The sequence below is a fragment of the Vibrio sp. MarTm2 genome (assembly GCF_027587055.1).
Lineage (GTDB): Bacteria > Pseudomonadota > Gammaproteobacteria > Enterobacterales > Vibrionaceae > Vibrio > Vibrio sinaloensis_D.
On record NZ_JAPPTK010000004.1, the window covers coordinates 82382 to 108244 of the forward strand.

Sequence of the window (25863 nt, forward strand, 5' to 3'; positions counted from 1 at the left end):
TCAAGCGTGAACATTTATACAGAAAGGTTTTGTTTTGAGGGAATCTAGAATTTTATTTAGAACAGCGGTCAAGAACTACATTGATTCTGAGGAGTTTTCTGAACTTGCCAAGTCTACAGCTCGTGGTTATATGGATGCAGCTAAAATACTAGTTCGTCATTTCTCTATGGTGAGAATTAAAGATATATCTAAGGATGATTTTACCGATTTCTTGAAATACCATATGGATGAATTAACTCCTTCTGGTAAAAATGGTTACTCAAAAAGAACTAGGAAAAATGCAAAGTTGGTCTTTAAGAAAATATATTACCATCACGTTGAAAGAAAACTGATTAAGTGCAAGATTGATTTTTCATCTATACTAGTAACATATGGGACTGCAAGGATTCCGCGAGTCCCTTACGATAAAATTACTATTGAGAAATTGAGAGGTTCGATAGAAGATAGGCATGATGCGTGGGTATTTGATCTTTTTGAACTTGGAACTTTAACTGGAATGAGGGTGCAGGAGTTATTTGGCTTATCTGATTCAGATGTAATGATAAATAGTGAAGGTAAATATACGTTGTCGATTAAACGAGCAGTCGTTGATCATGAAGTTAAATCGCCCAAAAACAAATATTCTATCCGAAAGATAATACTTTCTAAAAAATCTGAAAACATTGTGAGAAGACACTTAAAAGACAAGAAAGTTTTAAAGCTACAAAACAGTGCCCTTATGGAAAATGGGGAGCGTGCATTGCTTATCAACTACAAAAAGAAGCAACCATGGATGAGTTCAGTTGTTTATTATAGAGAACTAAAAGAGCTGTTTGTAAGTGCTGGTCTTAAAGAACAATATAGAGGGTTACATCCAACTAGACATACTTTCGTTACAAATGCTATTAATGTTGGTATGCCGGACGATACGATTAGTGGTTACATCGGGCATTCAAATACCATTACGATGAAGAAGCACTACATGCATAATTCATTAATTGAACAGGGTCGACACTCATCAAGTTGTCTCGACCAAATTTAGACTAAGCACCCATATGGGTGCTTTTTTTTGGAGAAAACAACGTTTGCCAAGTGTCACGATGACGTGGTACCTTTTGGGGTAAATTTTACCATTTTTTGTCTTTTGGTTTTTTTGCTAAGTTGTTGTAAATTAGGGTTAAATTGTCTTGGTGTGTGATGTGTTACGCGGGTTCGATTCCCGCAGTACGCTCCAAAATTTCCAATCTTTATCGCTTTCAAAATCACACTAACAGCTCGTTGTAGATTGACTGAATCGCGCCCTAAATGTACTTGGCTTCTTATTAAAAAATACGTCAACTTCGAGTAATTTGGGCTAAAAGTATGCCTTTTAATGGCAACAAATTTGTTCTGAGAGTACAGTAATGGCAAGTTAAATTTGATGAGTTTGCCATGTCTTCTGCAGAAAAATCCTCACGTAAATTAAGTCTCTATATCATTTGTACCGTTCTTACGGTTTGGTTATACAGCCTATGGTCGGATCGCGTTACTCCGATTACCACAGACTCTAAGGTGCATACCTATTTGGTACGAATCGCACCAGAAGTGTCGGGCAACATCGTTTCTGTTGATGTGAACGACAACCAAGTGGTCGAGCAAGGCGAATTGTTGTTTCGCATCGACCCGCGAAACTATGAGATTGCATTGGCATCGGCGCAAGCAAACTTAGCAATAGCAGGGCAAAATATTGGCGCAAGCACCGCTGCTGTAGAGGTCGCACAGGCTAAGGTAGTCGATGCGTTGGCTGCAAGAGATAATGCCAGAGAGCAAGCAAATCGAACCAAACAGCTTGCTGCTCGAGGTGTATTAAGTCAGTCTGATCTTGATAATGCTAATGAAGCAAAAGAGCGCGCCCAAGCGTCGTTGGATGCGGCGCAAGCCTCGTTAGTTCAAGCGAAACAAAACCTCGGTCCTACAGGTGAAAACAATCCACAAATTTTGGCAGCAATGGCGAGTTTAGAGAAAGCTGAACTCGACCTAAGGAAGACGGAAGTTGTCGCGCCATCAAGAGGTGTTGTGACCAACATGCAATTGACCACGGGTCAGCATGTTTCTTCTAGTGCGCCCGTGCTGACGTTTATCGACCCGAGGAATGTCTGGTTGTCTGCTCTTGTGCGTGAAAATTCTATGGAGTACATCAAGCCGGGTCAACGCGTAAAAATTGTTCTGGACGCGCTTCCTGGTCGAGTGCTGTCTGGTAAAGTCGAGAGCATCGGTTGGGGCACGGGTGGAAGCAATAGCATCGATCCGGAAACGGGCTTTCTGAATGCCAGTCAAGGCAATACAACGCCTCAGCGTTATCCTGTCAACATAGAGTTCGATAATCTTTCGGAACTCAGCAACATTCGTTACGGCTCTCAAGCTACCGTGGCATTTTACACCGAGCAAAGTGGCTTCGGAGAGTTTCTAGCGGGTATCTGGATGAGAGTGGTGAGTATCTGGACTTATGTTTCATAGTACCGCGAACCCGATCATTCGGCTAGTCATTGCACCGACTCTGTTGCTCTTTTATCAGATTGCACAAGGGGCCGTTCTGCCAGTTCTTGCCCCGTTGTTTGTGGTGATATTTTTGACCATCATGCCGATGAGACCTCCAGTGAGTATGATGGCTAAATTGTTTGTGTTAATCGCAGTAACGAGTTTAGGCGTTCTTCTTGTTGGGCAAGTGCTGGTGGACTCTCCTACTGGCTTTGGTCTGTTCTGTTGGTTGGCGCTGTTTTGGAGCTTTTATCGCAGCCATAATGATCCCAAGGATATGCTGGCGACGTTTCTGCTTTTGTTTATTGTCATTGCGTTTACCGTCAACCTACAGTTTCATATCGCCGTCACCTACTTACCTTGGCTCATATTGGAAACCTTCCTGATTGCCATCGCTGTCACTTATGCGAGTTTCATTCTGTTTCCTGGTGATGAAAAGGAGGTGCTACCAGACGAGCAGGACATGGATGGAGCACAGACCCATATCGGGCTGATCTTGTTTAAAGCGACTACAGTATTGATCGCGATGTACCTTTTGGTGGGCACGGGCAGCTCTCAAACATTGTTAATTGCCATCACCCTTGGAAGCATGATTAAAATTCCAATATCGAGGGACCAGAGAATTTTTCGTAATAATCGTTTGGTGGCGACCTTGGTCGGTATTCTCGCCACATTACCGATTATGATTGCTCACTCGATATTGATGATGCCAACTTGGGCAGTGTTTGGTGTGAGTTGCTTTATGGGGCTTCAGCTTGCGAGTTTTGCTATTCGTCGTCAATGCCGCTTAAGCGTTTACCAACTCCTTTTTACCAATTTTATCGTTTTGCTCAATCAATTACTCAATTACCAAGGAAGTGAACCGCTCAACGCAGAGTTTATGCGTTTTGTCTCAATTGCTATCGCGATTGTAATTGCGACGGTGATTCTCAACCTGACGAGAGTGAAGCCGACCAGCGCGAACAACACGTAGTCACTTTACCTGAGTCACATCTGCGCTATCTTTCTGATATGATTGGTCAACCATAAATTGAACTCGCCAATGTCAGGATGATTAAATTACTCATTGATAGCGCTAACTTTCTTCGCTCACATCGTGGTCCTATTTTCACTATTGTGGGGCCATTCTTCCTTGCCATGTCGGCGTTTGGCGCGTACTTGAACACAACCGAACAAGATAATGTTTTGTTGTTTTCTCTCTATTTGGCGGTCTACGCACTTGGGCAAGCATTTTATGTTTGTCGATTGATCAAGTACATGGCATCCGTTGTGACGGGCAGCAAACCAGAGCTGTCCGTTTCTCTTTATGAATGGTTGCGTCTGTTTTGTGTGCATTTGATGTATGGTCTTGCTGTTTTAGTCGGCTTGATGGTGCTCATTATCCCCGGGATTTATTTATCCGCTCGCTATGGGTTTGCGGAGTTTGAATCTGTACTCAATAAGCGAATGCCTTTTGAGGCTATGAGCAGCAGTTGGGGGCAAACACAGCCTTACACCTCGGCATTAATGCTTGGTGCATTGGCGATCGGCGGCGGTGGTTTGGTGATGGATTTGCTGTTATCCGCGCCAGATGGGGCGGGGTTCAATCACCTTCTTATTTCAGGGTTGATTGCTGAGCTAGTCTCTTCCATTGTGGTGGTTTTGATGTCGGTATTTTATTTCAGAGTCTATGTATCGAGCTTGGATTTTGGCGATAACGGCGAGAGCGAAACCCGTATTTCTGGTTCTTAGTTGAGGTAACAGGGAGCGCTTATGTTCAGGTTAATTCGATTTATTTTGCTGTGTAATGGCTTCATTATGGCGATGTTGCATGGTTCTTTTGTCTTGCTGAACACTCCCCAACTTAACTTTGTCAGCGACTATTTCTTTTATGCGTTAGTCATACAATGGAGCCTTGGCACCATGCTTATGGTCGGCGCGCCAAGGCGTCTTTCTCATCTCAAACACAGTCCAGCAAAAGCAACTCGCGTTGCCGCCTCTATGGCGGACACTGAGGAACAATCACTCCCTTCCAGTATCGATCTAACATTGAGCAACAAGCTTTTTTTGTCTGGCGCTTTTGCGTTACTTGTCTGCCTTTTGTTATAGCCATCCTAAGCATCATATATACGCGCTCAATATTCAGAGGGGCGGTAGTGGTTCGCCCTAATAAATACAGGCTAGCCTAAGATACTCAAAAATGCATCCAAAAGTTTATTTTATTGTTTTACAAATGTTTAACATTGGTAACCAAAAAGCTATAGTTAGGGAGCCATTAAACTAGGAGTTATTAGGATGAAACTCTCGATATCAGGGAAGCTACAGTTCGGTTTTCTGTCGCTTGCAGTACTTTTTATCGTTTCAGCGCTTTTTATTTACCGCAGTGTTAACACGGTAGAATTGCGCACCGAGTCGTTGCTCAAGTCCGATTTACCCACCGTCGATACGGGGCGTTCAATTCAGCAGTCATTGCAAGCCACCATTTCAACACTACGTGCCTACATGTTGCTTGGCGGTGATGAAGCGCTTGGTGTGCAACAAAAAACACAGCTAGATGCCGTCATCTTAGAGGTGGAAGAGAGCCTGCCTAAACTTGAAGTTTTGCTCGAAGAGCAAGCCTATCAACAGATTCAGGTACGTTGGCAAACACTCAAGCAACTGGTGTTAGAGATAGCAGATCTCAGCCATTCTGATGAGAACTTACCCGCGCATTCCCTGTTTTTAAATGAAGCCGCCCCAATTGCTGAAGTGGCATTGGATCAAATCCAAGGCTTAATCAACGACGAGGCGGGGAACAAAGAAGGCGGAGATAGAAAGCGCTTGTTTCGTCTTTACGCCGACAGCTATACCTCACTTGCTAATGCGCTTTCATCAATGCGTGACTTCCTACAATATGGCAAGCCGGAACACTTAGAAAAGTATCAAGATCTTCTCAAATCTCACGACAAGTTTGTCGCAGAAATTGATTCCAAGAAAGCGTTGTTGTCCGACAGCGATTTAAGTTTGTGGTCACTGTTTAAAGAAATGCAGCAGCTTTACCTGCCGATAGCCCAGCAAGTGATAGAGTTACGAAAAGCGCCAAACTGGAATATGGCGAATCAGAAAATGGCTGCGGAGCTGATACCCGCAGTCGAGGGTTTAAATGGCTCGCTAGAAGCCTTGATCGTGCGCCAGCAAAATCAAGCCGACTCTAGTGGCGCTGGAATCTTTAGTTCGGTGTCTGCCGTGGTTCAGCTATTGTTTGGATCGGCTGTGGTGATTGTGCTGGTGGCATTAACCGTCTCAACTTATATGGGTAAGAGCATTGGTCGACGTGTCGCCATCGTGTCGCAGCGTGCTCAAGCGATTGCCAAGGGGGATGTCTCTCAAGCGAAACTTGCGGTGGATGGTAATGATGAGTTATCAAGCCTGACTCGCTCTATTAACCAGATGAACGATGCGCTCTCAAACATTGTTCGTGGAGTGACGAACAAAGCCAAAATCGTGACGGAAAGCATGGCTACGCTTCAAGAAGCGAACAGCAATACTTCTGCACAAGTTGAGCAGCAGATGTCGACTATGTCACTTGTGAGTGAGCAAGTGTCAGACGTCAGTCATTCGGCGGCAGATACGGCCAACCATGCTAAGTTGTCGGTCGATAATTTGTCTGAGTCGAAAAGCCAAATTGAGGTCGGCTCGCGAGCGCTTGAGCAAAACAGACAAACGGTAACGGCTTTGCATCAAACGATCGAGAAAGCGAGTGTGCAAGTGGCCGAACTGAGCAAAGAGAGTGAGGCCATTGGTCGCGTGACAGAAGTTATCGAAGGGCTTGCTGAGCAAACCAATCTGCTTGCGTTAAACGCCGCCATTGAAGCGGCGCGTGCAGGCGAGTATGGACGAGGTTTCGCGGTCGTTGCTGATGAAGTCCGTTTACTTGCAACACGAACGACGGAATCAACCACCGAAATCAATAATATTGTTCATGCGATTCAATCGTCTACCGCGGCAGTAGTGAGCGAAATCGACAGCAGTAAAGTGTTAGCAGAGGACGGCGCATCGCATACCGAGCAAGCCTACGGCATGTTAAATGCGACCACAGAGAAAATCGAACAGTTGAACGAACAGATGAACGACTTGCTTCATTCTGCTGAAATGCAATCGAAAGCAACGCAAGAAATTCACTCATTGATGTCGCAAGTGAATCAATCCGTAGAAGGCGTTGCCAATATTTCCAGTTCATCAAATCAGGTCTCACAGCAAGTGACTGAGCAAGTAAGAGAACTGAATCAGGAAATGGCGCAATTCAAAATTGCCTAATCCCAGCAAGAACAAAAGCCGAACACCGAAACTTTGATGGAGTTCGGCTTTTTGATACTTGCTCATAAATTAGACGGCTAGGATTCATCCCGCATGAAATAAGTCACAAAATAAATATGGTTATTATTGCATTCTAACCACTCTATCGCCCACATGGAGTGCTTATGCATAGAGTCATCCGAAAAATGACCTGGAAGACGACACGGCGGTAATCCCGCCAAACTCCAACGCAGTTCGTGACCTTATCGGTTATTCCACCACGTTACTTTGCTAGGAGGCTCTATGCCTATCAATAAGATTCGCAACATCGCTTTTGTCGGCCAAGCAGGCTGTGGCAAAACGACACTGATTGAAAAACTACTCTTCGCTTGCCAAGAAACCACCCAATTGGGCAGTGTTGAAAAAGGCGACACGGTCACCGATTTCGATCCTCAATCCATCCAATACCAACACAGTATCGAGGCAACACCCGTTGCATTAAGTTGGCAAAAGCATCGACTCAATATCATTGACACTCCGGGACAAAACGAGCTCTTGGGTCGAACATTGAGTATATTCCCCGCCGTTGAAACCAGCGCACTGGTTATTGACCCGAAAATGCCCCTCAATCAACCCTCCGATCGCTTGTTTGAGTTTGCGCGTGAACAGGGAAAATGCCAGATGATCATCGTCAACAAGATAGACAGTGCCGAGAGTGAGCTGTCTCAGATCATAGCGTTGATTCAACAACAGTTTGGTGAGCATTGCCTGCCGATAAATTTACCCTCACAAGATTCTAACGATGTGGTGGATTGTTACTTTGCGCCTCAGACTGATCAACTTACCTTGTTTAGTGATGTAGAATCCGCCCACGAAACGTTAATCGACCAAGTGATTGAAGTCGACGAAGACTTGATGGAAACCTACCTTGAGCAAGGGTCTGCACTTACTCCAGAGCAGCTCCATGATCCATTTGAAGAGGCGCTTCGAACAGGTCATGTGATACCAGTGTGTTTTGTTTCCGCTGAGTCGGGGGCTGGGGTTGAGTTGTTGCTGCAAACCTTAAGTGAAATCATGCCGATGCCCAATGAGGGGAATCCTCCATTGCTTGAGAAAGCGGGTAAGCAGATCAAAGTGAACTGTGAAACGCTAGAACACAGTGTCGCGCATGTTTACAAGGTGAGTGTCGATCCGTATTTGGGCAAACTGGCATATATTCGTGTGTACCAAGGGGAAATTAACACCGGATCTCAACTTTTCATTGGCGATGGTAATAAACCGTTTAAAGTCGGTCACTTGTATCAGCTTCAAGGTAAAGAACGTCACGAAATATCCAAAGCGCTCGCTGGAGACTTATGTGTATTAGCTAAAGTGGATGAGTTGGAGTTTGATTCGATCGTGCATGACTCCCATGACGAAGATGGCGTCAGTTTAAAAACCCTTCACCTCCCAGATTCAATGTACTCATTGTGCCTGAAACCTATTAAGCGCGGTGACGAACAAAAGTTGTCAGATGTTTTACACAAGATTGCCAGTGAAGACCCTTCTCTGCGTATTGAACATCGCGCGAGAACAAACGAAACGATCATCAGTGGGCAAGGGGAGTTTCATCTTAAGGTGGCGCTAGAGAAGATGATCAGCGTTTACAAGCTGCACGTAGAAACAAGCCAGCCGAGTGTCGAATACTTTGAGACGATCACCAAACCAGCGGAAGGGCATTATCGTCACAAAAAACAAAGTGGCGGCGCGGGTCAGTTTGGCGAAGTGAAACTGACCGTTGCTCCATTAGAACGAGGTGCGGGATTTAAATTTGTCAACAAAGTGGTGGGTGGTGCTATACCAACGGCGTTGATCCCTGCGGTCGAGAAGGGGATTCGCCAGGCTCTCGAAGAAGGTGCGATATCAGGCAACCCGATCAAAGATATTGAAGTGACGGTCTTTGATGGCAAGTACCATTCGGTCGATTCTAAAGAGATCGCGTTCTTAATTGCGGGCAAAAAAGCGTTTCTTGATGCTGTGTTAAAAGCCGATCCCATCGTGTTAGAGCCGATTGTCCAGATGGAATTGCTCATTCCGACGGCGAATGTCGGCGATGTTTCGGGTGATTTATCAGGGAATCGTGGCTTGATAGAAGGCGCAGACTCCGCAGGAAACCAATTCACACTACTAAAAGCAAAATCGCCAATCAATGAGTTACAAGATTACGCGAGACGTTTGAGAGCCTTAACGGGAGGTGAGGGGAGTTTCAGTATGACGCTTAGCCATTATGAGCCAGCACCGACGTCGGTGCAGGATAAAGTGTGCAGTGAAGCATCAGACGCTTAACTGTTCTTCGGGCTAAAAAGCAAAAACCAGCTAACATCTTAGCTGGTTTTTTATTCAATCTTATCGTTTGTTACGGGTTTACTCTGCAGGTCTCCAGCTAAGCGCACTTGCGATAGCGCCAACGGCCAACACATCGCGCTGCTCTTGAGTCATTTCAGGTAACCACTGTACCGTTAGAACACCGTTTGTTTGCACAGCTGCGACTTCTTTGCCGTTAAGTTTGAAGCTGTAACCTAATGGGTTTTCAAGAGGCATCATTAGGTTAGGGGCAGTATGAACTGTCTCTACATCGAAACGTTTACCGTTAACAACGATGTGACCTTTCTCTTTTTTCGCCGTGCCGAAATCGATCATCTTCTCTTCGCCTGCAATGGTGAAGTTGCCCACAGATTGACCTTTCGACGTAATGTCACATGTGTAAGGAGCGTTGCCACCAAACTGCATCATGCCTACGCTAACGGAAGTGCCACCGCCAGAGCAGCTCAGAACCCATGATTCACCGTTATCTTTACGGGTGATTTCTGCGCCCATTGAGCCATCTTTAGTCGACACTGTGTTAAACCAAGTAGAAGAAGAAGCATCACGAGAGTACTTACCTTCGTATAGACCACCGAGTGTAAATTCACCGTCGCCACCAAGGCCCCAAAGGTCACCGTCTGTTTTAATCAGCATCTCAGGTTGAGCTTTCACTGCTTCAGACTTGTCCATAATGGCAAGGCTACCACATGCGCTAAGACCAAGAGCAGAAAGTAAAATCACGAATTGCTTTTTCATATTAGATTCCAATTAAGTGTTTGGGGCTGCTCGTGATAAGAGCAGTGACATTGATACCTATGAAGCCGTCGTTCATCTCAACACAAATGTGATGTATTGGCGGCGGCTTATCTGGTGGGGAATAGTATTGACAGAAGAGATAATTGGCAATTATTCACTAGCACGCATATTGATCTAATTGTCGTGATTGTAAGTAAGAAAATTGGTTTTATTACATCTCTATAACGAATTATCGACTGAATTTTATGAGTTTTGCGGTAGTTATTAACTATTTGTGATGAATCCTCCGGTTATCGCTCCTATTTAACGTGTTTAAATACGGTAAATCGGTTTATGTAAGTGTTTGTAAGGGGTTTAGCCGCCATTTGTAAGCAAATATTCGACAATTTATCGTCTCATTAGTGAGAATGGAAACCGTAAAAATTGAGTTACAGTGCGAATAAACGTCGTGAATCAATCACAATGTAAACATACTGTTTTTCCTTTGTGTTCATATGTTTTGCTGATTGATCTGTTGTAGTGATAGTTGATGTTTGTTTTATTAATTCAAATAATTAACCATCCATTTTAATGGCTTACTATGCTGTAAGTTGTTGCATTCACAAGTGATGTTGGTCGGGTTGTGTAAGGGATTTCTTACTTGAGATATTACTGGCGTCTATGGGTTGTTTTGATACATCTATTGTTTGCTATATACTGCGCGCAAATGTCAATGTGGGAGTATAGGTAGATGAATTCAAAGATTTTATTGATCGAGGATGATAGGGATATCTCTCAACTGACCAAAATGTACTTAACAGCAGAAGGTTACGAAGTCGAAGCGATAGAGGATGGTTCAATAGCGATTGATAAAATCCAAGAATATAAGCCAGATCTCGTGCTTTTGGATTTGATGTTGCCGGGGAAGTCGGGAGCCGAAATCTGCAATGAGGCTCGTCAGTTTTATACGGGCATGATCATGGTGTTAACAGCAGCAGAAGACGAAATGAGCGAAGTCAGTCTGTTTAAGTTCGGTGCCGATGACTATGTGACGAAGCCGGTAAGAGGTCATATTTTAGTGGCGCGAATCGAAGCTTTGATGAGGCGCTATCAAAGGCAGCAGAAATTAGAGCAAGTTAGTCACGTTTCAGATGCTCACGGCATTGTCATTAACAGCCAAAACCAAACCGCTTATTACAACCAAAAACCAATCAGTCTCACCAACTCTGAATTTGAAATCCTCCAACTCTTGATCGAAAACGCTGGCGAAACCGTCTCTCGCGAACATTGCTGCCGCCTTGCGCGAGGAATTGAGTACAACGTGAATAACCGCTCTATAGATATGCGAGTATCAGGTTTACGTAAGAAATTGATTCAAGCCGAAGTGTTCACTGCTACGATAAAAACTATTCGCAACCAAGGCTATAAACTCGTGAGTAGCGCTGCATGCCAGTAGTTGCAAAAATGGCAAGGTCACGCTCTATGTTTACAAGTTTGTACACAGAGAGCTTGGTTGGGTTAGTGTTAACCTTTGTTGTATTTATGAATTTTGGGGCTGGATATTTACGTCAGGCAGATATTGATCTTTTTGTCGATGATGGGGTGCACCAAGCTCAGCGTTATGCAAACAGTCGTTACGAGCGACACGGGTTATATGAACGCCTAAATCGCTTTAATGAACTCACGTTTTACGACTATACCTTGTCACTTCTTTCCAACTGGAATGAAGAGCAATCACTGTGTGACCGATGTACCATCCATTACAGCTCACAAGGCATCAAGGTCTACATTGATGAGTATGACCTGTTTCTCACCGCGCTACCCATTCCTAACTCTGATAAACATCTTGTTATCAGGCAGATTGACGACCCTTATGTCGATGCCATTCCTTGGTACGAAGATCGTGAAATTCACTTTATTGTCGCCCTTTTTGTCACGATGAGCATCGCTCTAGGGTTGTTTATCTATTTACCGGTGTACCGTGTGAATGCTCGCCTCAATCAACTTATCGAAACGCAAGAGCGTTTTGGTCGTGGCGAACTTAGCGTACGCTCAGAGCCCTATCAAATGTCACCGGTTAAAGAGGTGTCAGAAAGCTTCAATGAAATGGCTGAAGACATAGAGCGACGAGTAAAACAGAGTCATGTATTCGCCCACGCGATCCCTCATGAGTTACGAACCCCCTTAAGTAGAATCCAAATGGCCTGCGATTTGGCGAGGAGAAAAGATTGCCAAAATCGTGATCAACTGTTCGATAATATTGACGATTACATTGAAGATATTGCGGATCTCACGTCCGATATTTTGCAGCTTTCAAAATTGAACAATCGGGTAGGTCTTAAGGATCAAACCGAAATTATTGCGATCTCTCTAAAGCAGTTTTGTCGAGGCCGACTTAGCATGATCGCTGGCTGTGAAACCCGGCTACATCTCGACCCAGATATGCTCTTCGACGAGGTGTCGCTCCCAACGGCACTGGCCAAGTTGGTGTTGGATAATTTAATCAAGAATGCAGAGCGATATGGTAATGGTATTGTGGAAGTATCACTGCATGAGTATCCCACATGTTGGACTATTGATGTTGAGGACAATGGCCAAGGAATCCCAGAAGATAAACGGGAAGAGATATTTTTGGCGTTTGCTCGCTTAGATAAAAGTAGGAATGCCAATGATGGTGGTTTTGGGCTTGGTCTTGCCATCGCCAATAACGCTGCAAGGATCTTAAATTGGACGATTTCTGTCGACCAGAGCCATTTAGGTGGTGCTCGATTTACCATCATTGTCCCAAAAGAAAGCAAGCCAGCTTGACCTCTTAGCATCAGACTTATTCCAAGCTCTTTAGCGAATCACCTTGTTATTTCATCACCATCGCGCTGAACTATTTCTTTCAGCGCGAGAGTTTATTTCACTCGCTTGTGATTAGTATTTAACAGTGACTTATCGAACCTCAACCTTACCAATAAATAAAACGTAATAGTTTAATGATTAGTAAAATGGCTTTCTCTTTTTTCCATTAGTTTCATCGCTTATAAGCCAATTTGTAATACCTTGTAAGGGAGAGGGCTTATTATTCTTTCAATGTAATTGAATGTAAGCAACGCTATTAACTGATGAACTAATTCTAATGAGTCTTTGTCATACTGCCGAACTTATTAAGTAGGGATATAACAATGAAAATGAAATTGGCTCTGTTAAGCGTTGCTATTTTGGCAGGGTGTAATAATGGAGGCGGGAATTCCAAACCAACTAAACACAATGCAAAAAAATCGGTGTTTCAATCTGTGTGTAGCGAACAACTCGACCCAGGTGAACAAGCGTTAACATTCACGGTCAATGGGACAACCGCAGATTTATCAGGGACGATATGTAGTGGTTCTCCACAAGCTTTTGCTGAAATGATGAATACTCACAAAAATGTATCGCTTCTCAACTTTGTCAAAATTGAAGGTTCGATTAACGATAACGCAAACTTAATTTTGGCAAGGCAGGTGAGAGCGAAGAACTTAGATTCTGTCATCAAATCATCGGGTCATATTGCCTCTGGCGGGACGGATTTGTTTGTCGCTGGCGTCAAGCGCACCATCGTTCATGGTGCAAAGATTGGCGTTCACAGTTGGTCGAACGGCGACAAACAAGCAACGGACTATCCAAAGGATTCGTTAGTGCACCAACCCTACATCGACTATTACAAAGATATGGGGATACCAAAACCAAGTGAATTTTATTTTTTCACTATTGAACAAGCCCCGGCAGACGGTATGTACTACATGAGTGAGGGAGAGTTAGAACTCTATGGGCTTGGCAAATACAATAAAGACCCGGAAACTGCATTGACGGATAACATTGATAAAATAATGCTATCTCAAATTAGCAAAGCGACTCAAATATTAAAGTCTGAGAAAGTTTGGTTCGATTATGGAAATTACTACGCGAACACACCACTGTATATGTTGAAAGATGATGGGAAAGGTAATTCGCAAAAAGCATATTTAATTAGACCGACCAAAGTCGGGGACGATTACCAAAAGTTAGGACACAATGAAAACTTCGGATTAGACGTCTATCGATACGATACAAATATGCATCTTGCCGCTGATAAGGTTAAGCCAGAAAATGGCGGAAACACGGCTTACGAATTTGATTACGAGTTTGAAGGTGTTAAATATTATCTTCAACGTTACATCGATAGTGAATTTATACGTGATGGCGAAACTAAACCATTTTCAATTGCGTTAAATGTGCATGAGATGTTCCATCACTATCAAAGCAAAAACGTGAAATATCCTGACTGGTATAAACAAGATATAAACAACTATCCGTTAGATGCAAAACAAATCGAACTCAAGCTGATTAGTCAGAAAGTTTTCAGTGGTTTACCTGACAAATCATTGAGTAAAGAGACGCTAAGGAAGAAACTTAGACAATACGTCGCGTTAACGCACAAGCAAATGGAGCTTGATTCGACAGGTCTCGTGAGAAATATGGGGCTAGGTCAGGAGTTGTTTGAAGGGGGAGCAAAGTACGTTGAAGTGACAACCGTCAATCATCTCGGGGATTTTGACCAGACGTTCGTCTATGATGGATTCGATAAAATTGAGTTTGCTGACCATGATCAGGTCAAATGGCAGTACGCATGGGGAGTATTCTACGACACGGGCGCATCGGTCTTCTGGATTTTGAATGAGCTAGGCTACGATATGAGTAAGCTGTCGACGGGAACGGTTCCTTACTATGCAGCAGAGGCATTATTGGGCTCGTTCGATAAACAAGCGGTGTTAGATGATATCTACGCGAATGAAAACGTGTCTGGCTTCGCCGCGTTGGCAAACAAATTGGCCAACTTACCCAAAAAAGAGAAGCGTTCAGCTCGCCATAGCGAACATGACACTTTCTCTACTCGTGAGGCGATGATGACTCTTCACCACCACTAATTTAGAGACGAAAAAGACGCTACTGGTAGCGTCTTTTTTCATGATGTTGCCAAATAAAGTATGGCTGCCTATCAATCATTTTCTTGTTCGATAGGGCAAGAAACCTCAAACACTAAATCTTCGACTTTGCTCGGAGCTAACCTTTCTTCTTGTGGAATACTGAAGCGGCAAGCCATCATGTGATTGAACATGCCCCAATGGTTAAGTAAGCACTGGTCAAAATCTTTGGTTTCGTCTCGCCACGTTTCTACCATGAAAGGCGCAAGGCTTGCAGCTGAATGGGCAAACATGATCATCTGCCATTTCACTTCCCAAATCTTCACGGGTGTCTCTGGGTACTGTTCATTGTACTCGTCAGCAATGCTGTTCACTAACGCCTCAATCTCGCCAGTATTGTCGATAAAATAATCAAACAAGGCGTCTTCTTGGCGTACTGCATCGGCAATGAGTTGAATGGGTTGCTTAGCAATCAGCATGTGGGCAAGTAACTGCACCGAAAAGAGATACAGCTTTACATTCGCTGTTGCGTCTTTGGGAATGTTATCGAGAATGGTATGCAGATAGTTTTCCATATACTTGTGCAAACCATCGCTTATCGCATACCAAATCTGCTCTTTGCTACCAAAGTGGTGACGAATCAAGCTGTGTGATACACCTGCTTTATCACTGATGTTTCGTAAAGAGACACGCTCATACCCCAGCTCGCAAAACAGCTCGGTAGCAACTCTCATGATTTCGCATTTTGTCTTCTCAGCGTCTTGTGCGCTTCGGCGACCTTGTTTTCTTTCTACCATTTTCTCTATCAATCACTTGGGACGCGGTATTTCTACCAGAAATGGGCCGATATTTCATTAACTACGTGAGTGTTAATAGGAGCATAACAGAAAATTTTACTGCACACATGGAAAATAAACATTGAAACCAGTGATGAATTTAATATACTGCACGACTGTGCAATATGTAATTATGGGATTGGATATGATCATAAAATTGATAAATCGAAGGCAAGCAACGCATTGGTTTGCCTCGTTATTACTAGGCTCAATGCTCGTTGGTTGCAATCAAGCCAACTCTGAAATTGCCACACCGGTGATTACGCCAGTAAAGCTATGGCAAGTGCCTGCATTGAATGCGAGCGCACAGGATTCATTCATCGCAAAAATCGATGCGACCGACAGAGCGTCTTTGTCTTTCCAAGTGGCAGGGGAAATCGAATCTCTAAACGTGAAAATGGGAGCGAATGTCAGCAAAGGAGAAGTACTGGCTTTGCTTGAACCAAATGACTACCAACTGACGTTGGATGCCAAACGCGCAGAGTTTGAATTAGCCAAGACGGGGTTTGAACGCGCAAAGCAGTTGTATAAGAAAAAGCTCATTAGTACTGACACTTATGACCAGTCTGAGACCCAGTATAAAGCCGCTCAGGCATCACTAAAGCAAGCACAAGCTGATCTTAAATACACGAAGATTATTGCTCCGTTTGATGGCGTGATATCGATGACTTTCGCTAAAGAGCATCAAGTTGTAGCAGCTTCACAGCCAGTGCTCAATATCATTAATAACCAAGAGTTAGACGTTGTGTTTACCGTGCCTGTTTCATACGTTGAAGAAAATGGCTTAGAGAATATTGAGTTTTCTCCGCTGACCGTCACGATGGATAGCCGCCCCGAACTTCACGTCCCTGCTGTATTCAAAGAGATATCGACTCAACCCGATCCTGATACCAACAGCTATACAGCGACCGTGACGATGGAACGACCACAAACGATGAATTTACTCCCAGGAATGGCCGCGCAAGTCCATGCGTCCCATTCGCGCCAATCGACAGGTCTAAGTATTGCTGACAGTGCGTGGCTTGCCCGAACCGATCGGACGGGTGAACTGTTCTTGTTCAATCAGGTGACGGAAACAATCAGCCGAGTTGATGTTCAGTTCGACTCAAATGGCAAGCTCGTGTCCGGCTTGTCTGCAGGTGACCTCATCATAGAGGCGGGTGTCGATCGTTTGGTTGAAGGACAAAGGGTAAAAGCATGGACGAAGGAAGGGGGTATTTAGCATGAAGTTTTCCAAGCTAGCAGTGTTAACCCTCACCGTTGCCACTTTGATGGGGTGCAAACCAGAGGTCGAGCATCGCAGCAAAAATGGTATGACGGTTGAAACATTCAATGTTCAAGCGCCCATTGCGACGCAACACCGGAGTTTCAATGGCCAAGTGGTACCAGCGGAGTTGACTCCGTTGGCGTTTCGTCTTGAGGGAGAAATCATCGGAATCATGGTGCAGGAAGGTGATCACGTGGAGAAGGGCCAAGTGATTGCCATGTTAGATGACAGCAAGCACCGAGATAACCTATCCGATGCTCAAGCGCGTTTTGAGCTTGCTTTAAAGCAGTTCAAACGTGGTGAAGAATTGCATGTAAGCAAGATGATATCTAAAGCTGAACTTGATCAGCTACAAGCTAACTATAAGTTGGCCAATGCGCATCTTGGATTAGCCCAATCTCGGATCAGTTACACGCGGCTTAAGGCCCCGTTTAGCGGCGTGGTCTCTAGTGTGATCAAACAAAAACATGAAGTTATCCAGCCTGGCGAGAGCGTTGCAACGGTTTATCGAAGTGATGATGTTTACGTCAAAGTAAGTGTTTCAGACTCAGTGCTCGCTATGTTGAGGCCACAAGTCGGGTCGAGAGGTTACAAACCCAAAGCGACGTTTTCTGGACATGAAGGCGAGTATGAAATGCGTTACTTGGAGCATACCAGTGAACTGCACCCAGAGAGTCAAACCTATGAATTTTGGCTAACAATGCCACAAGTAGAGGATGAAATTCTGCCCGGTACGGGCGCTAAGATTGCCGTGGACCTAATGGAGGCTGGACTGCAAATGTCTCAGGCTTATCAACTGCCGATAACCGCTATCGAAGCGGGAGAGCAACAGCGTGAATTCTACGTGTGGAAACTTGAAAACAATAAAGTACACCGACATCAAATCACAGTTGATCAGATCAATGGCAAAGGCGCAGTTGTGCTCGATGGCATTAAACGTGGGGACGTACTGGTTAATTCGAGCCTACGGAAGCTCCGTGAAGGAATGGAAATAAAAGGAGCGCAGCTGTGAATATTGCTGAGTATTCAATCAAAAATAAAGTCATTAGTTGGCTGTTTCTCGTCATCCTTGCGATTGGTGGATACACCTCATTTATGGACTTAGGTCGCCTAGAAGATCCGGCATTCACTATCAAAGACGCGATGATCATATCGACTTATTCGGGTGCAACCTCCCAAGAAGTTGAAGAGGAGCTAACTTACCCGTTAGAAAAAGAGATCCGCAAGCTCCCTTATGTAGACCGGATTACCTCGACTTCATCCAATGGAATGTCCCAAATCATGGTCAGTATGGAAATGGAATATGGACCGGATGAGCTCCCTCAAATATGGGATGAAATGCGTCGTAAGATAAACGATCTACGGCCTAATTTGCCCAGCGGTGTGAATTCAATTCAAATCTTAGATGACTTTGGCGACGTGTACGGCATCATGCTGATGCTCACCGGCGAAGGATACGATTATATTGAGTTGAAACGATACGCTGACTACTTAAGCCGAGAGCTAGAACTGGTTGATGGTGTAGGTAAAGTTGCCATCGCGGGAGACCAACAAGAGCAGTTATTTGTTGAGATTTCATTGGAGAGATTGGCGGCATTAAACCTCGACATGAATACGGTCGTGGGGCTGCTGACACAGCAAAACAGCGTCCAATCTGCGGGCGAAGTGATGGTGAACGGTGAGTCGCTCACGATTCGCCCAAATGGCACAATGAATTCTGAGCAGCAGCTTCAAGACCTAATCATTCATGGTAGAGATACTGGTAATCTAATTCGACTTAAAGACGTCGCAACCATATCACGCGGGATTCAGGAGAAGCCGGCCAATATTGTCACTTATAACGGTAAGCCTGCGATAAACCTTGCGGTTTCCTTTGGTGCTGGGGTCAATGTTGTTGAAGTCGGAAAGAGCTTAGAGGCTGAAATCGCAAGCCTTGAAAACATCAAACCTGCCGGCGTCGAAATCAATTACTTCTACAACCAATCTGCAGAAGTTGACAAGTCAGTCGATGACTTTATTGTGAGTTTAGGTCAAGCCGTTGGGATTGTGATCATCGTGCTACTGTTCGCGATGGGACTGCGCAGTGGCATTATCATCGGTGCTGTTTTGCTACTAACGGTATTTGGCACCTTCATCATGATGAAACAAAACGATGTCGAATTGCACCGGATATCGCTCGGTGCTTTGATCATCGCGTTAGGGATGCTGGTCGACAACGCGATTGTGGTCGTAGAGGGGATACTGGTTGGCCTTAAAAAGGGGAAAACCAAACTTCAAGCTGCGGTTGATATCGTCAAGCAAACTCAGTGGCCTTTGCTAGGTGCCACCGTCATCGCGATTACCGCATTTGCCCCTATTGGTTTGTCTGAAGACGCGACGGGTGAGTTCATGGGCTCACTGTTTTGGGTACTGTGCTATTCGCTATTTCTAAGTTGGATCACCGCCCTAACGCTTACGCCTTTCCTCGCGAATTTGTTACTCAAAGAAGAAAAGCAACAGGGCAATGTTGAGGTCGACCCCTATAAAGGTATGTTATTTACTATCTTTGGATCCATCCTCAAGCTAGCCCTGCGTTTCCGTTGGTTGACCGTCGCGAGTATGGTGGGCTTACTTGTGGCTGCTGTAATTGGATTTGGCGCGGTGAAGCAGTCGTTCTTTCCACCGTCAAATACGCCTATGTTTTATGTCGATGTGTGGATGCCTGAAGGGACGGATATCCGACAAACATTGGCTGAGACTCAGAAAGTAGAGCAGTTCATCCGCGCGAAAGACAATGTTGATTTTGTTACTACCACGACTGGACAGGGTTTGCAGCGATTCGCCTTAACCTACCAACCAGAAAAAAGCTATGAAGCATATTCCCAAATTCAAGTGAGAACAGATGACCGTGACGCCATGTTTGCGCTGCTTGAAGAGTTGGATTCCGAGCTTTTAGCCGAGTTCGTGCAGCCGACATTCCAGTTCAAACTGATGGAATTTGGCCCTTCTCCGGCATCAAAAATAGAGGCAAGAATTACTGGCGCCGATCCCCAAGTGTTACGCAATATCGCCGTTGAAATTGAGGATATTCTAAATGCTGATCCAGGCGCTCGAAACGTACGTCATGATTGGCGTGAAAGAACCAAAGAGTTGGTACCGCAATTCAATGAATCAAAAGCAAGACGTTTAGGCATCTCAAAACAAGAGGTTTCAGAGACGTTAAAAATGGCATTTGGCGGAACGCCAATCGGCCTTCTTCGAGATGGAACAACGATGCTACCGATCATTGCTCGTTTACCAGAGCAAGAGCGAGTGGACTTTGAATCTATCGCTAACGTTAAGATTTGGAGTCCATCATTACAGACGTATATCCCCGTAGAGCAGGTGATTGATGGTGTTCAACTTGAGTGGCAAGAGCCGTTGATTCAGCGCCGTGATCGAAAAAGAACTTTGACCGTTCTTGCCGATCATGACGTACTAGGAGATGAAACGGCAGCGAGTTTGTTCTCTCGTATTCGTCCTCAGGTAGAGGCACTGCCTTTGCCGGAAGGTTATCAAATCTCATGGGGAGGGGAGTACGAATCATCCAAGGATGCTCAACAGGCATTGTTTGGCTCGCTTCCAATGGGATACTTACTGATGTTTATCATCACCATGCTGTTGTTTAACTCGTTAAGAAAACCATTAGTAATTTGGTTGACTGTGCCGTTGTCGGTGATTGGTGTGTCAATTGGTTTACTCGCGACCGATATGCCGTTTAGCTTCACCGCATTTTTGGGTCTATTAAGCCTAAGTGGGATGATATTGAAAAACGGAATCGTACTATTGGATCAAATTAACATTGAGCTAGATACAGGCAAAGACCCTTACTTAGCGGTATTTGATAGCGCGATTTCAAGAGTTAGGCCAGTCAGTATGGCAGCACTCACAACGATTTTAGGCATGATACCGTTGGTATTTGATGCTTTCTTTGGCTCTATGGCGATAACGATCATGGCTGGGCTTGGTTTTGCTACCGTATTAACCCTAATTGTCGTGCCTGTCCTGTTTGTCATATTTTATCGAATCAAACCATCCACTGCCGGATAAATTCATGGAATGAATACCGATTCGTATTAAGCCAGCCCAGTCATTGACTGGGCTTTTTTGTAATAACGACTCATTTGGCTATTAGACCAAAGTATTAATAGGTTGAGTAAAGCAATAAATAAGTTGATTCAGTGACTTATTCATAAAAATTATTCATTAATAACAAAACGCGCAGTTAATTCTGATACAAAGGTAGATATAGCTAATGACAAAAATGTAATAAATTCTACCTTCAATAGCTCATGAGAATAGGATGTGAGAAATCAGCAGTCTGTTTTATGAAAATGCTCAAATTTGAGAAAAAAGGCGAAAAAACAGTAATTTAGAAACTACTGATAAAAGTACTCTTATAAATTAATTAATTAAAAACAATGACTTAATATTGGTTAACAACTATATAACATTTCATTCCTTATGAGACTTTGTTCAACTTTATGCACTTAATTTAAGAAATTATTTGAACTGTCATATTTTCAGTTTAGCTTTAATAAATAGAACGAGAGCGGGAAGTCTCTCCAATAATATTAATAACAACGTTGGTTGGTGCTATTTCTTAGCATCAAACGATAACCAAAACTTACTGTTAAAATTGCTGTTAAGAATGGAGTCTCTTAATGAAAAAAATCGCTTTGATCACTGGATCAAAAGGCGGAATCGGTTCTGCTATTTCCTCTCAACTTGTTGACGATGGCTATCGAGTCATTGCCACTTATTTCACTGGAAAATATGAGTGTGCCAAAAAGTGGTTTGACGAAAAAGGCTTTACATCAGAACAAGTGCGACTGTTCGAATTAGATGTCACGGACACAGCCCAGTGTGCTGAGCGACTAGCAACGCTCCTTCAAGAAGAAGGTACGGTTGATGTTGTCGTCAACAACGCGGGTATCACACGCGATGGCGTTTTCAAAAAGATGAAAGCAGACGCATGGAAAGAGGTGATCGAAACGAACCTCAATAGCTTATTTAACGTCACTCAACCTGTTTTCGCCGCAATGTGTGAAAAGGGGGGTGGTCGTGTCATCAATATCTCTTCAGTGAATGGTCTTAAAGGTCAGTTTGGCCAAACAAACTACTCGGCAGCAAAAGCTGGGATGATTGGCTTTTCAAAAGCGTTGGCTGCCGAAGGGGCACGAAGTGGCGTGACAGTTAATGTTATCGCCCCAGGCTACACGGGCACACCAATGGTTGAGCAGATGAAACCTGAAGTCCTTGACTCAATCAAAGCGCAAATTCCGATGCAACGCCTTGCGACCCCCGAGGAAATTGCCAAGTCGGTCTCTTTCTTAGTCAGTGATGCTGCAGCTTACATTACGGGTGAAACCTTGTCCGTCAATGGCGGCTTATACATGCACTAAGGAGTGGAACATGGAAAAAGTATACATCGTTTCGGCAAAGCGCACTCCAATCGGAAATTTTGGTGGCACGTTGAAAGACATCAGTGCCGGAAATCTTGCTTCAATCGCTATCAAAGCGGCGCTAAATGAAGCCAATGTTAATCCTGAAGTCATCGACGAAGTGATTGTTGGCAACGTGATTGGGGCGGGGCAAGGCATGAGCGTTGGCCGTCAAGCATCAATTTATGCGGGCATTCCTGAAACCGTTCCTGCCTACACACTAAACATGGTGTGTGGTAGTGGTATGAAGACAGTCATGGATGCCGCGAGCCACATCAAAGCCGGTGACGCTTCCGTAGTGGTTGCGGCGGGTGTGGAAGTCATGTCGCAAATCCCTTTTACCGTATCCGGCAATATTCGCGACGGTCACAAAATGGGCAACATGGCTCTAACAGACTTGCTGATTAATGATGGCTTAACCGATGTGTTTAACCAATATCACATGGGTGTAACGGCAGAAAACATCGCTAAGCAAGTAGGGATCTCGCGAGAGCAACAAGACGAATATGCCTTAGCGAGCCAAATGAAAGCCGTAGCCGCGATTGAGGCGGGTAAGTTTAAAGATGAGATTGTTGCCGTTGACGTGAAAAAACGCCGCGAAACTATCGTCTTTGATACGGATGAATACCCGAAAGCGACTGCGACCTTAAGTGGATTAGAAAAACTGCGTCCTGCATTTGACAAAGAAGGGTCAGTGACCGCGGGTAACGCGTCAGGAATCAATGATGGCGCAAGTGCGGTTGTACTCGCGAGTGAGTCGGCAGTGAAAGATCTGGGTTTGCAACCTATCGCAGAGCTGGTGAGCTACGCGCAATCTGGTCTTGATCCAAAGATTATGGGATTAGGTCCTGTTGAAGCGGTATCGAGTGCTTTGCTGAAAGCAGACTTAACCACTGATGATATCGACTTGTATGAACTGAATGAGGCATTTGCGGCACAAGCACTCGGGGTTATTCATCAATTGGCAGACGAGCAAAATGTCTCTATCTCATCCATCTTGGATAAAGCCAATGTTAACGGTGGCGCTATCGCGTTAGGTCATCCACTGGGGGCATCAGGCAACAGAATACTGGTTTCGCTTATTCACGAACTCAACCGAAGTAAAGGCAATTATGGTGTCGCTTCACTTTGCGTTGGTGGTGGAATGGGCACTGCTGTTGTAATTAAATCAATTGCTTAACGCTACTAGTTAAGTGAACTGAATTCGTAATTAAATGGAATTAACTCAGGAGTAATACTCATGTATACCGATTTTTTCAAAACGTTTACCGATCAAACAGAAAAAGGCTTGGAGCCATACATCAAGTTCAACAAGCTTGTGACTAAAAATGTCGAAGTGCTAACAGAGCTTCAACTGAATGCGATTCGCACATACAGCGAAATGGGTCTAACGCAGATGAAAGCAGCGAGCGAAGTGAAAGATGTTACCTCACTGACTGCTTTTAACGGTCAGCAACTGAACACGCTGACTAAGCTTTCTCAGCAAATGATCGACGATAGCAACAAGCTACAATCTATCGCTAAAGAGTTCAAAGAAGATGTTGAGCAACTCACAACGGAAAACCTTAAGACAGTGACTCCTGCATAACACTGTGATTTATTGCCGCCTTCAATGGCGGCTTTTTTCCGATCTTAGGAGTAATACTATGTATCAAAACTTCTTTTCGGACTACCTTGTTAAGCTCCAAGAAACCAATCAAAAGTGGTGGGAAGATCTAGAACAGAGCAGGGCAGCCGTAAACTCTCCCCTCAATAAAGCGATGCAGGAAGTCAATTTCGAAGATACGGCCAAATTATTTGAAAGCGCCGCCAATCAACCTGCTGCGCTGTTACAAATTCAAGCCGACTGGTGGCAGCAACAGCTTCAGATATGGCAAAACGTAGCGCTCGCGGGCAACACGAATGATGTAGTAACGCCTGAGCGTGGTGACAAACGTTTTTCAAATGAAGAATGGCAGCAAGATGTGTTCTCTAACTTTATTAAACAGTCCTATTTGTTGTTTAGTAAAACGTATCTGCAAACCATTGATAGCATTGAAGGGCTGGATGAGAAAGCCAAAGAACGTATCAGTTTCTTTTCTCGTCAAGCGATCAATGCCTTGTCGCCAAGCAACTTTATCGCGACCAATCCAGAGCTGCTTAAGCTAACCATAGAGCAGAATGGTGAGAACCTGTTAACAGGATTAGACCAACTTAAAGCAGATTTAGAATCGAGTGCGGATATTCTAAAAATTCGCATGACGAACAATAACGCGTTCAGACTAGGCGACGATGTTGCGAACACCGCAGGTGATGTCGTTTATAAGAATGAGCTGTTTGAATTGATTCAATACAAGCCTCTAACTGAAACGGTCAACGCGGTCCCGCTGTTGATTGTCCCTCCTTTTATCAACAAGTACTACATCCTTGATCTTAGAGAAAAGAACTCAATGGTTCGTTGGCTCCTAGAGCAAGGACACTCGGTGTTCATGATCTCTTGGCGCAACCCAGGTGCTGAGCAACGCGACGTTGAGTTCGGTGATTATGTTACCGAAGGTGTAGCAAAAGCGGTCTCGGCTATTGAATCTATCACTGGCCAAGAGCAAATTAACGCCGCAGGTTACTGTATTGGTGGAACGGTATTGGCAAGTACAGTGGCATATTATGCTGCTAAGAGAATGAAGAAACGCATCAAAAGTGCGACTTTCTTTACGACCTTGCTTGATTTCGCGCAGCCTGGAGAAGTGGGCGCGTACATCAATGAAACCATTATTGATGCCATCACGAAGCAAAACGATGCTAAAGGGTATATGGATGGTCGCTCATTGAGTGTTACCTTCAGTTTGCTAAGAGAAAATAGCCTGTACTGGAACTACTATGTGGACAATTACCTAAAAGGAAACAGTCCGGTAGATTTCGACCTGTTGTACTGGAATAGTGACAGTACAAACGTGTCTGCAGCAAGCCATAACTTCTTACTACGAGAGTTGTATCTTCACAACAAGTTGGTGCAAGACAAAGGGGTTAAGATTGGAGGGGTATGGATTGACCTCAATAAAATCAAGATTCCGAGCTACTTTGTGTCAACCAAAGAAGACCACATCGCACTATGGCAAGGCACGTATCGAGGCGCGTTGAACGTAGGTGGTAATAAAACGTTTGTTCTTGGTGAGTCTGGACATATTGCTGGTATCGTCAATCATCCTGCTAAAGGTAAGTACGGTTACTGGACGAACGATAATCTCGATGACAATGCAGACGAATGGTACAGCAATGCCCAGCACACTGAAGGGTCTTGGTGGACACATTGGAACCAATGGTTGTTAAGTTTCAATCCGGAAGAACAGGTTGAACCCTTCCCTATAGGCAATGAGGATTTCCCGGTCATTGATACCGCCCCTGGCCAATACGTCAAGCAAGTACTCCCTATTCAAAGCTAACGTAATCACTCTTCCCCTAACTATGTTAGGGGATTTTTTTATCTATCCTTTTGTAACTCTTCTATTTCTCACTTGTGTGAGTTACGAACTTTTATTTTGTTTGTAAACTGATTGTGATTTTGT

The 25863-nt window shown here is 44.3% G+C and carries 19 protein-coding genes; 17 read left to right on the forward strand and 2 right to left on the reverse strand.

All coding sequences use genetic code 11. From position 1 onward, the window contains the following. Positions 1-34: 34 nt before the first annotated feature. From OH458_RS10740 to fusA, 7 genes are all read left to right on the forward strand, one after another. On the forward strand, positions 35-1021 hold the full coding sequence (locus OH458_RS10740; RefSeq protein WP_269978331.1) for a tyrosine-type recombinase/integrase: 987 nt from the start codon (positions 35-37) through the stop codon (positions 1019-1021). A gap of 389 nt (positions 1022-1410) precedes the next feature. Next, a complete protein-coding gene (locus OH458_RS10745) occupies positions 1411-2475 on the forward strand; it encodes an HlyD family secretion protein (RefSeq protein ID WP_269978332.1) in 1065 nt (354 codons plus the stop codon). After that, on the forward strand, positions 2465-3469 hold the full coding sequence (locus OH458_RS10750) for a DUF2955 domain-containing protein (protein ID WP_269978333.1): 1005 nt from the start codon (positions 2465-2467) through the stop codon (positions 3467-3469). The genes OH458_RS10745 and OH458_RS10750 overlap by 11 nt, the downstream gene beginning before the upstream one ends. A 77-nt stretch (positions 3470-3546) precedes the next feature. After that, positions 3547-4227, forward strand: coding sequence for a hypothetical protein (locus OH458_RS10755; RefSeq protein ID WP_269978334.1), 681 nt, complete (start codon positions 3547-3549; stop codon positions 4225-4227). A gap of 21 nt (positions 4228-4248) precedes the next feature. Further along, on the forward strand, positions 4249-4584 hold the full coding sequence (locus OH458_RS10760) for a hypothetical protein (RefSeq protein ID WP_269978335.1): 336 nt from the start codon (positions 4249-4251) through the stop codon (positions 4582-4584). Positions 4585-4770: 186 nt separating this feature from the next. After that, entirely contained in the window at positions 4771-6771 is a 2001-nt protein-coding gene (locus OH458_RS10765; RefSeq protein WP_269978336.1) for a HAMP domain-containing methyl-accepting chemotaxis protein, read from the forward strand. A gap of 282 nt (positions 6772-7053) precedes the next feature. Then, the gene (gene fusA, locus OH458_RS10770; RefSeq protein ID WP_269978337.1) at positions 7054-9075 is read left to right on the forward strand and encodes an elongation factor G; all 2022 of its coding nucleotides are present in this window, start codon (positions 7054-7056) and stop codon (positions 9073-9075) included. 78 nt (positions 9076-9153) lie between these two features. On the opposite strand, the gene OH458_RS10775 is transcribed toward fusA, so the two are convergent. Further along, positions 9154-9849 (reverse strand): hypothetical protein, encoded by a 696-nt coding sequence (locus OH458_RS10775; protein ID WP_039473888.1) that lies wholly within the window; start codon positions 9847-9849, stop codon positions 9154-9156. Between the two features lie 730 nt (positions 9850-10579). Here OH458_RS10775 and OH458_RS10780 point away from each other — a divergent pair. The 3 genes from OH458_RS10780 (at position 10580) to OH458_RS10790 (ending at position 14759) form a co-directional block, all read left to right on the forward strand. Further along, positions 10580-11284 carry a response regulator transcription factor gene (locus tag OH458_RS10780; protein WP_005474552.1) on the forward strand — a complete coding sequence of 235 codons (705 nt, stop codon included), beginning with the start codon at positions 10580-10582 and terminating at the stop codon, positions 11282-11284. Between the two features lie 26 nt (positions 11285-11310). Next, positions 11311-12636, forward strand: a complete 1326-nt coding sequence (locus OH458_RS10785) for a sensor histidine kinase (protein ID WP_269978338.1) — start codon at positions 11311-11313, stop codon at positions 12634-12636. Positions 12637-12998: 362 nt separating this feature from the next. Beyond that, complete coding sequence (locus tag OH458_RS10790; protein ID WP_269978339.1) at positions 12999-14759, forward strand: hypothetical protein; 1761 nt, start codon at positions 12999-13001, stop codon at positions 14757-14759. 71 nt (positions 14760-14830) lie between these two features. On the opposite strand, the gene OH458_RS10795 is transcribed toward OH458_RS10790, so the two are convergent. Next, positions 14831-15553 carry a TetR/AcrR family transcriptional regulator gene (locus OH458_RS10795; RefSeq protein WP_269978340.1) on the reverse strand — a complete coding sequence of 241 codons (723 nt, stop codon included), beginning with the start codon at positions 15551-15553 and terminating at the stop codon, positions 14831-14833. Positions 15554-15737: 184 nt separating this feature from the next. On the opposite strand from OH458_RS10795, the gene OH458_RS10800 reads away from it, so the two are divergent. The 7 genes from OH458_RS10800 to phaC all read left to right on the forward strand — a co-directional run bounded on the left by OH458_RS10800 (position 15738) and on the right by phaC (position 25740). After that, a complete protein-coding gene (locus OH458_RS10800; RefSeq protein ID WP_269978341.1) occupies positions 15738-16814 on the forward strand; it encodes an efflux RND transporter periplasmic adaptor subunit in 1077 nt (358 codons plus the stop codon). Between the two features lies 1 nt (position 16815). Then, positions 16816-17871 carry an efflux RND transporter periplasmic adaptor subunit gene (locus OH458_RS10805; protein ID WP_269978342.1) on the forward strand — a complete coding sequence of 352 codons (1056 nt, stop codon included), beginning with the start codon at positions 16816-16818 and terminating at the stop codon, positions 17869-17871. Then, complete coding sequence (locus OH458_RS10810; RefSeq protein ID WP_269978343.1) at positions 17868-20927, forward strand: efflux RND transporter permease subunit; 3060 nt, start codon at positions 17868-17870, stop codon at positions 20925-20927. Before OH458_RS10805 ends, OH458_RS10810 begins: the two co-directional genes overlap by 4 nt. A gap of 614 nt (positions 20928-21541) precedes the next feature. Then, positions 21542-22282, forward strand: a complete 741-nt coding sequence (locus OH458_RS10815; RefSeq protein ID WP_269978344.1) for an SDR family oxidoreductase — start codon at positions 21542-21544, stop codon at positions 22280-22282. Positions 22283-22292: 10 nt separating this feature from the next. After that, positions 22293-23501: an acetyl-CoA C-acetyltransferase gene (locus OH458_RS10820; RefSeq protein WP_269978345.1), complete on the forward strand. Its 1209-nt coding sequence runs from the start codon at positions 22293-22295 to the stop codon at positions 23499-23501. A gap of 60 nt (positions 23502-23561) precedes the next feature. Continuing rightward, positions 23562-23909 (forward strand): phasin family protein, encoded by a 348-nt coding sequence (locus OH458_RS10825; protein WP_005474523.1) that lies wholly within the window; start codon positions 23562-23564, stop codon positions 23907-23909. A 58-nt stretch (positions 23910-23967) separates the two neighbouring features. Continuing rightward, positions 23968-25740, forward strand: coding sequence for a class I poly(R)-hydroxyalkanoic acid synthase (gene phaC / locus OH458_RS10830; protein ID WP_269978346.1), 1773 nt, complete (start codon positions 23968-23970; stop codon positions 25738-25740). Positions 25741-25863: the final 123 nt, after the last annotated feature.

Bases quoted from the DNA above. Each gene is read 5' to 3' on its own strand.
- OH458_RS10775 (WP_039473888.1), bottom strand. From the start codon at position 9,849: ATGAAAAAGCAATTCGTGATTTTACTTTCTGCTCTTGGTCTTAGCGCA.
- OH458_RS10800 (WP_269978341.1), top strand. From the start codon at position 15,738: ATGATCATAAAATTGATAAATCGAAGGCAAGCAACGCATTGGTTTGCC.
- OH458_RS10790 (WP_269978339.1), top strand. From the start codon at position 12,999: ATGAAAATGAAATTGGCTCTGTTAAGCGTTGCTATTTTGGCAGGGTGT.
- OH458_RS10755 (WP_269978334.1), top strand. From the start codon at position 3,547: ATGATTAAATTACTCATTGATAGCGCTAACTTTCTTCGCTCACATCGT.
- OH458_RS10785 (WP_269978338.1), top strand. From the start codon at position 11,311: ATGTTTACAAGTTTGTACACAGAGAGCTTGGTTGGGTTAGTGTTAACC.
- OH458_RS10820 (WP_269978345.1), top strand. From the start codon at position 22,293: ATGGAAAAAGTATACATCGTTTCGGCAAAGCGCACTCCAATCGGAAAT.
- OH458_RS10815 (WP_269978344.1), top strand. From the start codon at position 21,542: ATGAAAAAAATCGCTTTGATCACTGGATCAAAAGGCGGAATCGGTTCT.
- OH458_RS10780 (WP_005474552.1), top strand. From the start codon at position 10,580: ATGAATTCAAAGATTTTATTGATCGAGGATGATAGGGATATCTCTCAA.
- OH458_RS10745 (WP_269978332.1), top strand. From the start codon at position 1,411: ATGTCTTCTGCAGAAAAATCCTCACGTAAATTAAGTCTCTATATCATT.
- OH458_RS10795 (WP_269978340.1), bottom strand. From the start codon at position 15,553: ATGGTAGAAAGAAAACAAGGTCGCCGAAGCGCACAAGACGCTGAGAAG.
- OH458_RS10760 (WP_269978335.1), top strand. From the start codon at position 4,249: ATGTTCAGGTTAATTCGATTTATTTTGCTGTGTAATGGCTTCATTATG.
- OH458_RS10765 (WP_269978336.1), top strand. From the start codon at position 4,771: ATGAAACTCTCGATATCAGGGAAGCTACAGTTCGGTTTTCTGTCGCTT.
- OH458_RS10805 (WP_269978342.1), top strand. From the start codon at position 16,816: ATGAAGTTTTCCAAGCTAGCAGTGTTAACCCTCACCGTTGCCACTTTG.
- OH458_RS10825 (WP_005474523.1), top strand. From the start codon at position 23,562: ATGTATACCGATTTTTTCAAAACGTTTACCGATCAAACAGAAAAAGGC.
- phaC (WP_269978346.1), top strand. From the start codon at position 23,968: ATGTATCAAAACTTCTTTTCGGACTACCTTGTTAAGCTCCAAGAAACC.
- fusA (WP_269978337.1), top strand. From the start codon at position 7,054: ATGCCTATCAATAAGATTCGCAACATCGCTTTTGTCGGCCAAGCAGGC.
- OH458_RS10750 (WP_269978333.1), top strand. From the start codon at position 2,465: ATGTTTCATAGTACCGCGAACCCGATCATTCGGCTAGTCATTGCACCG.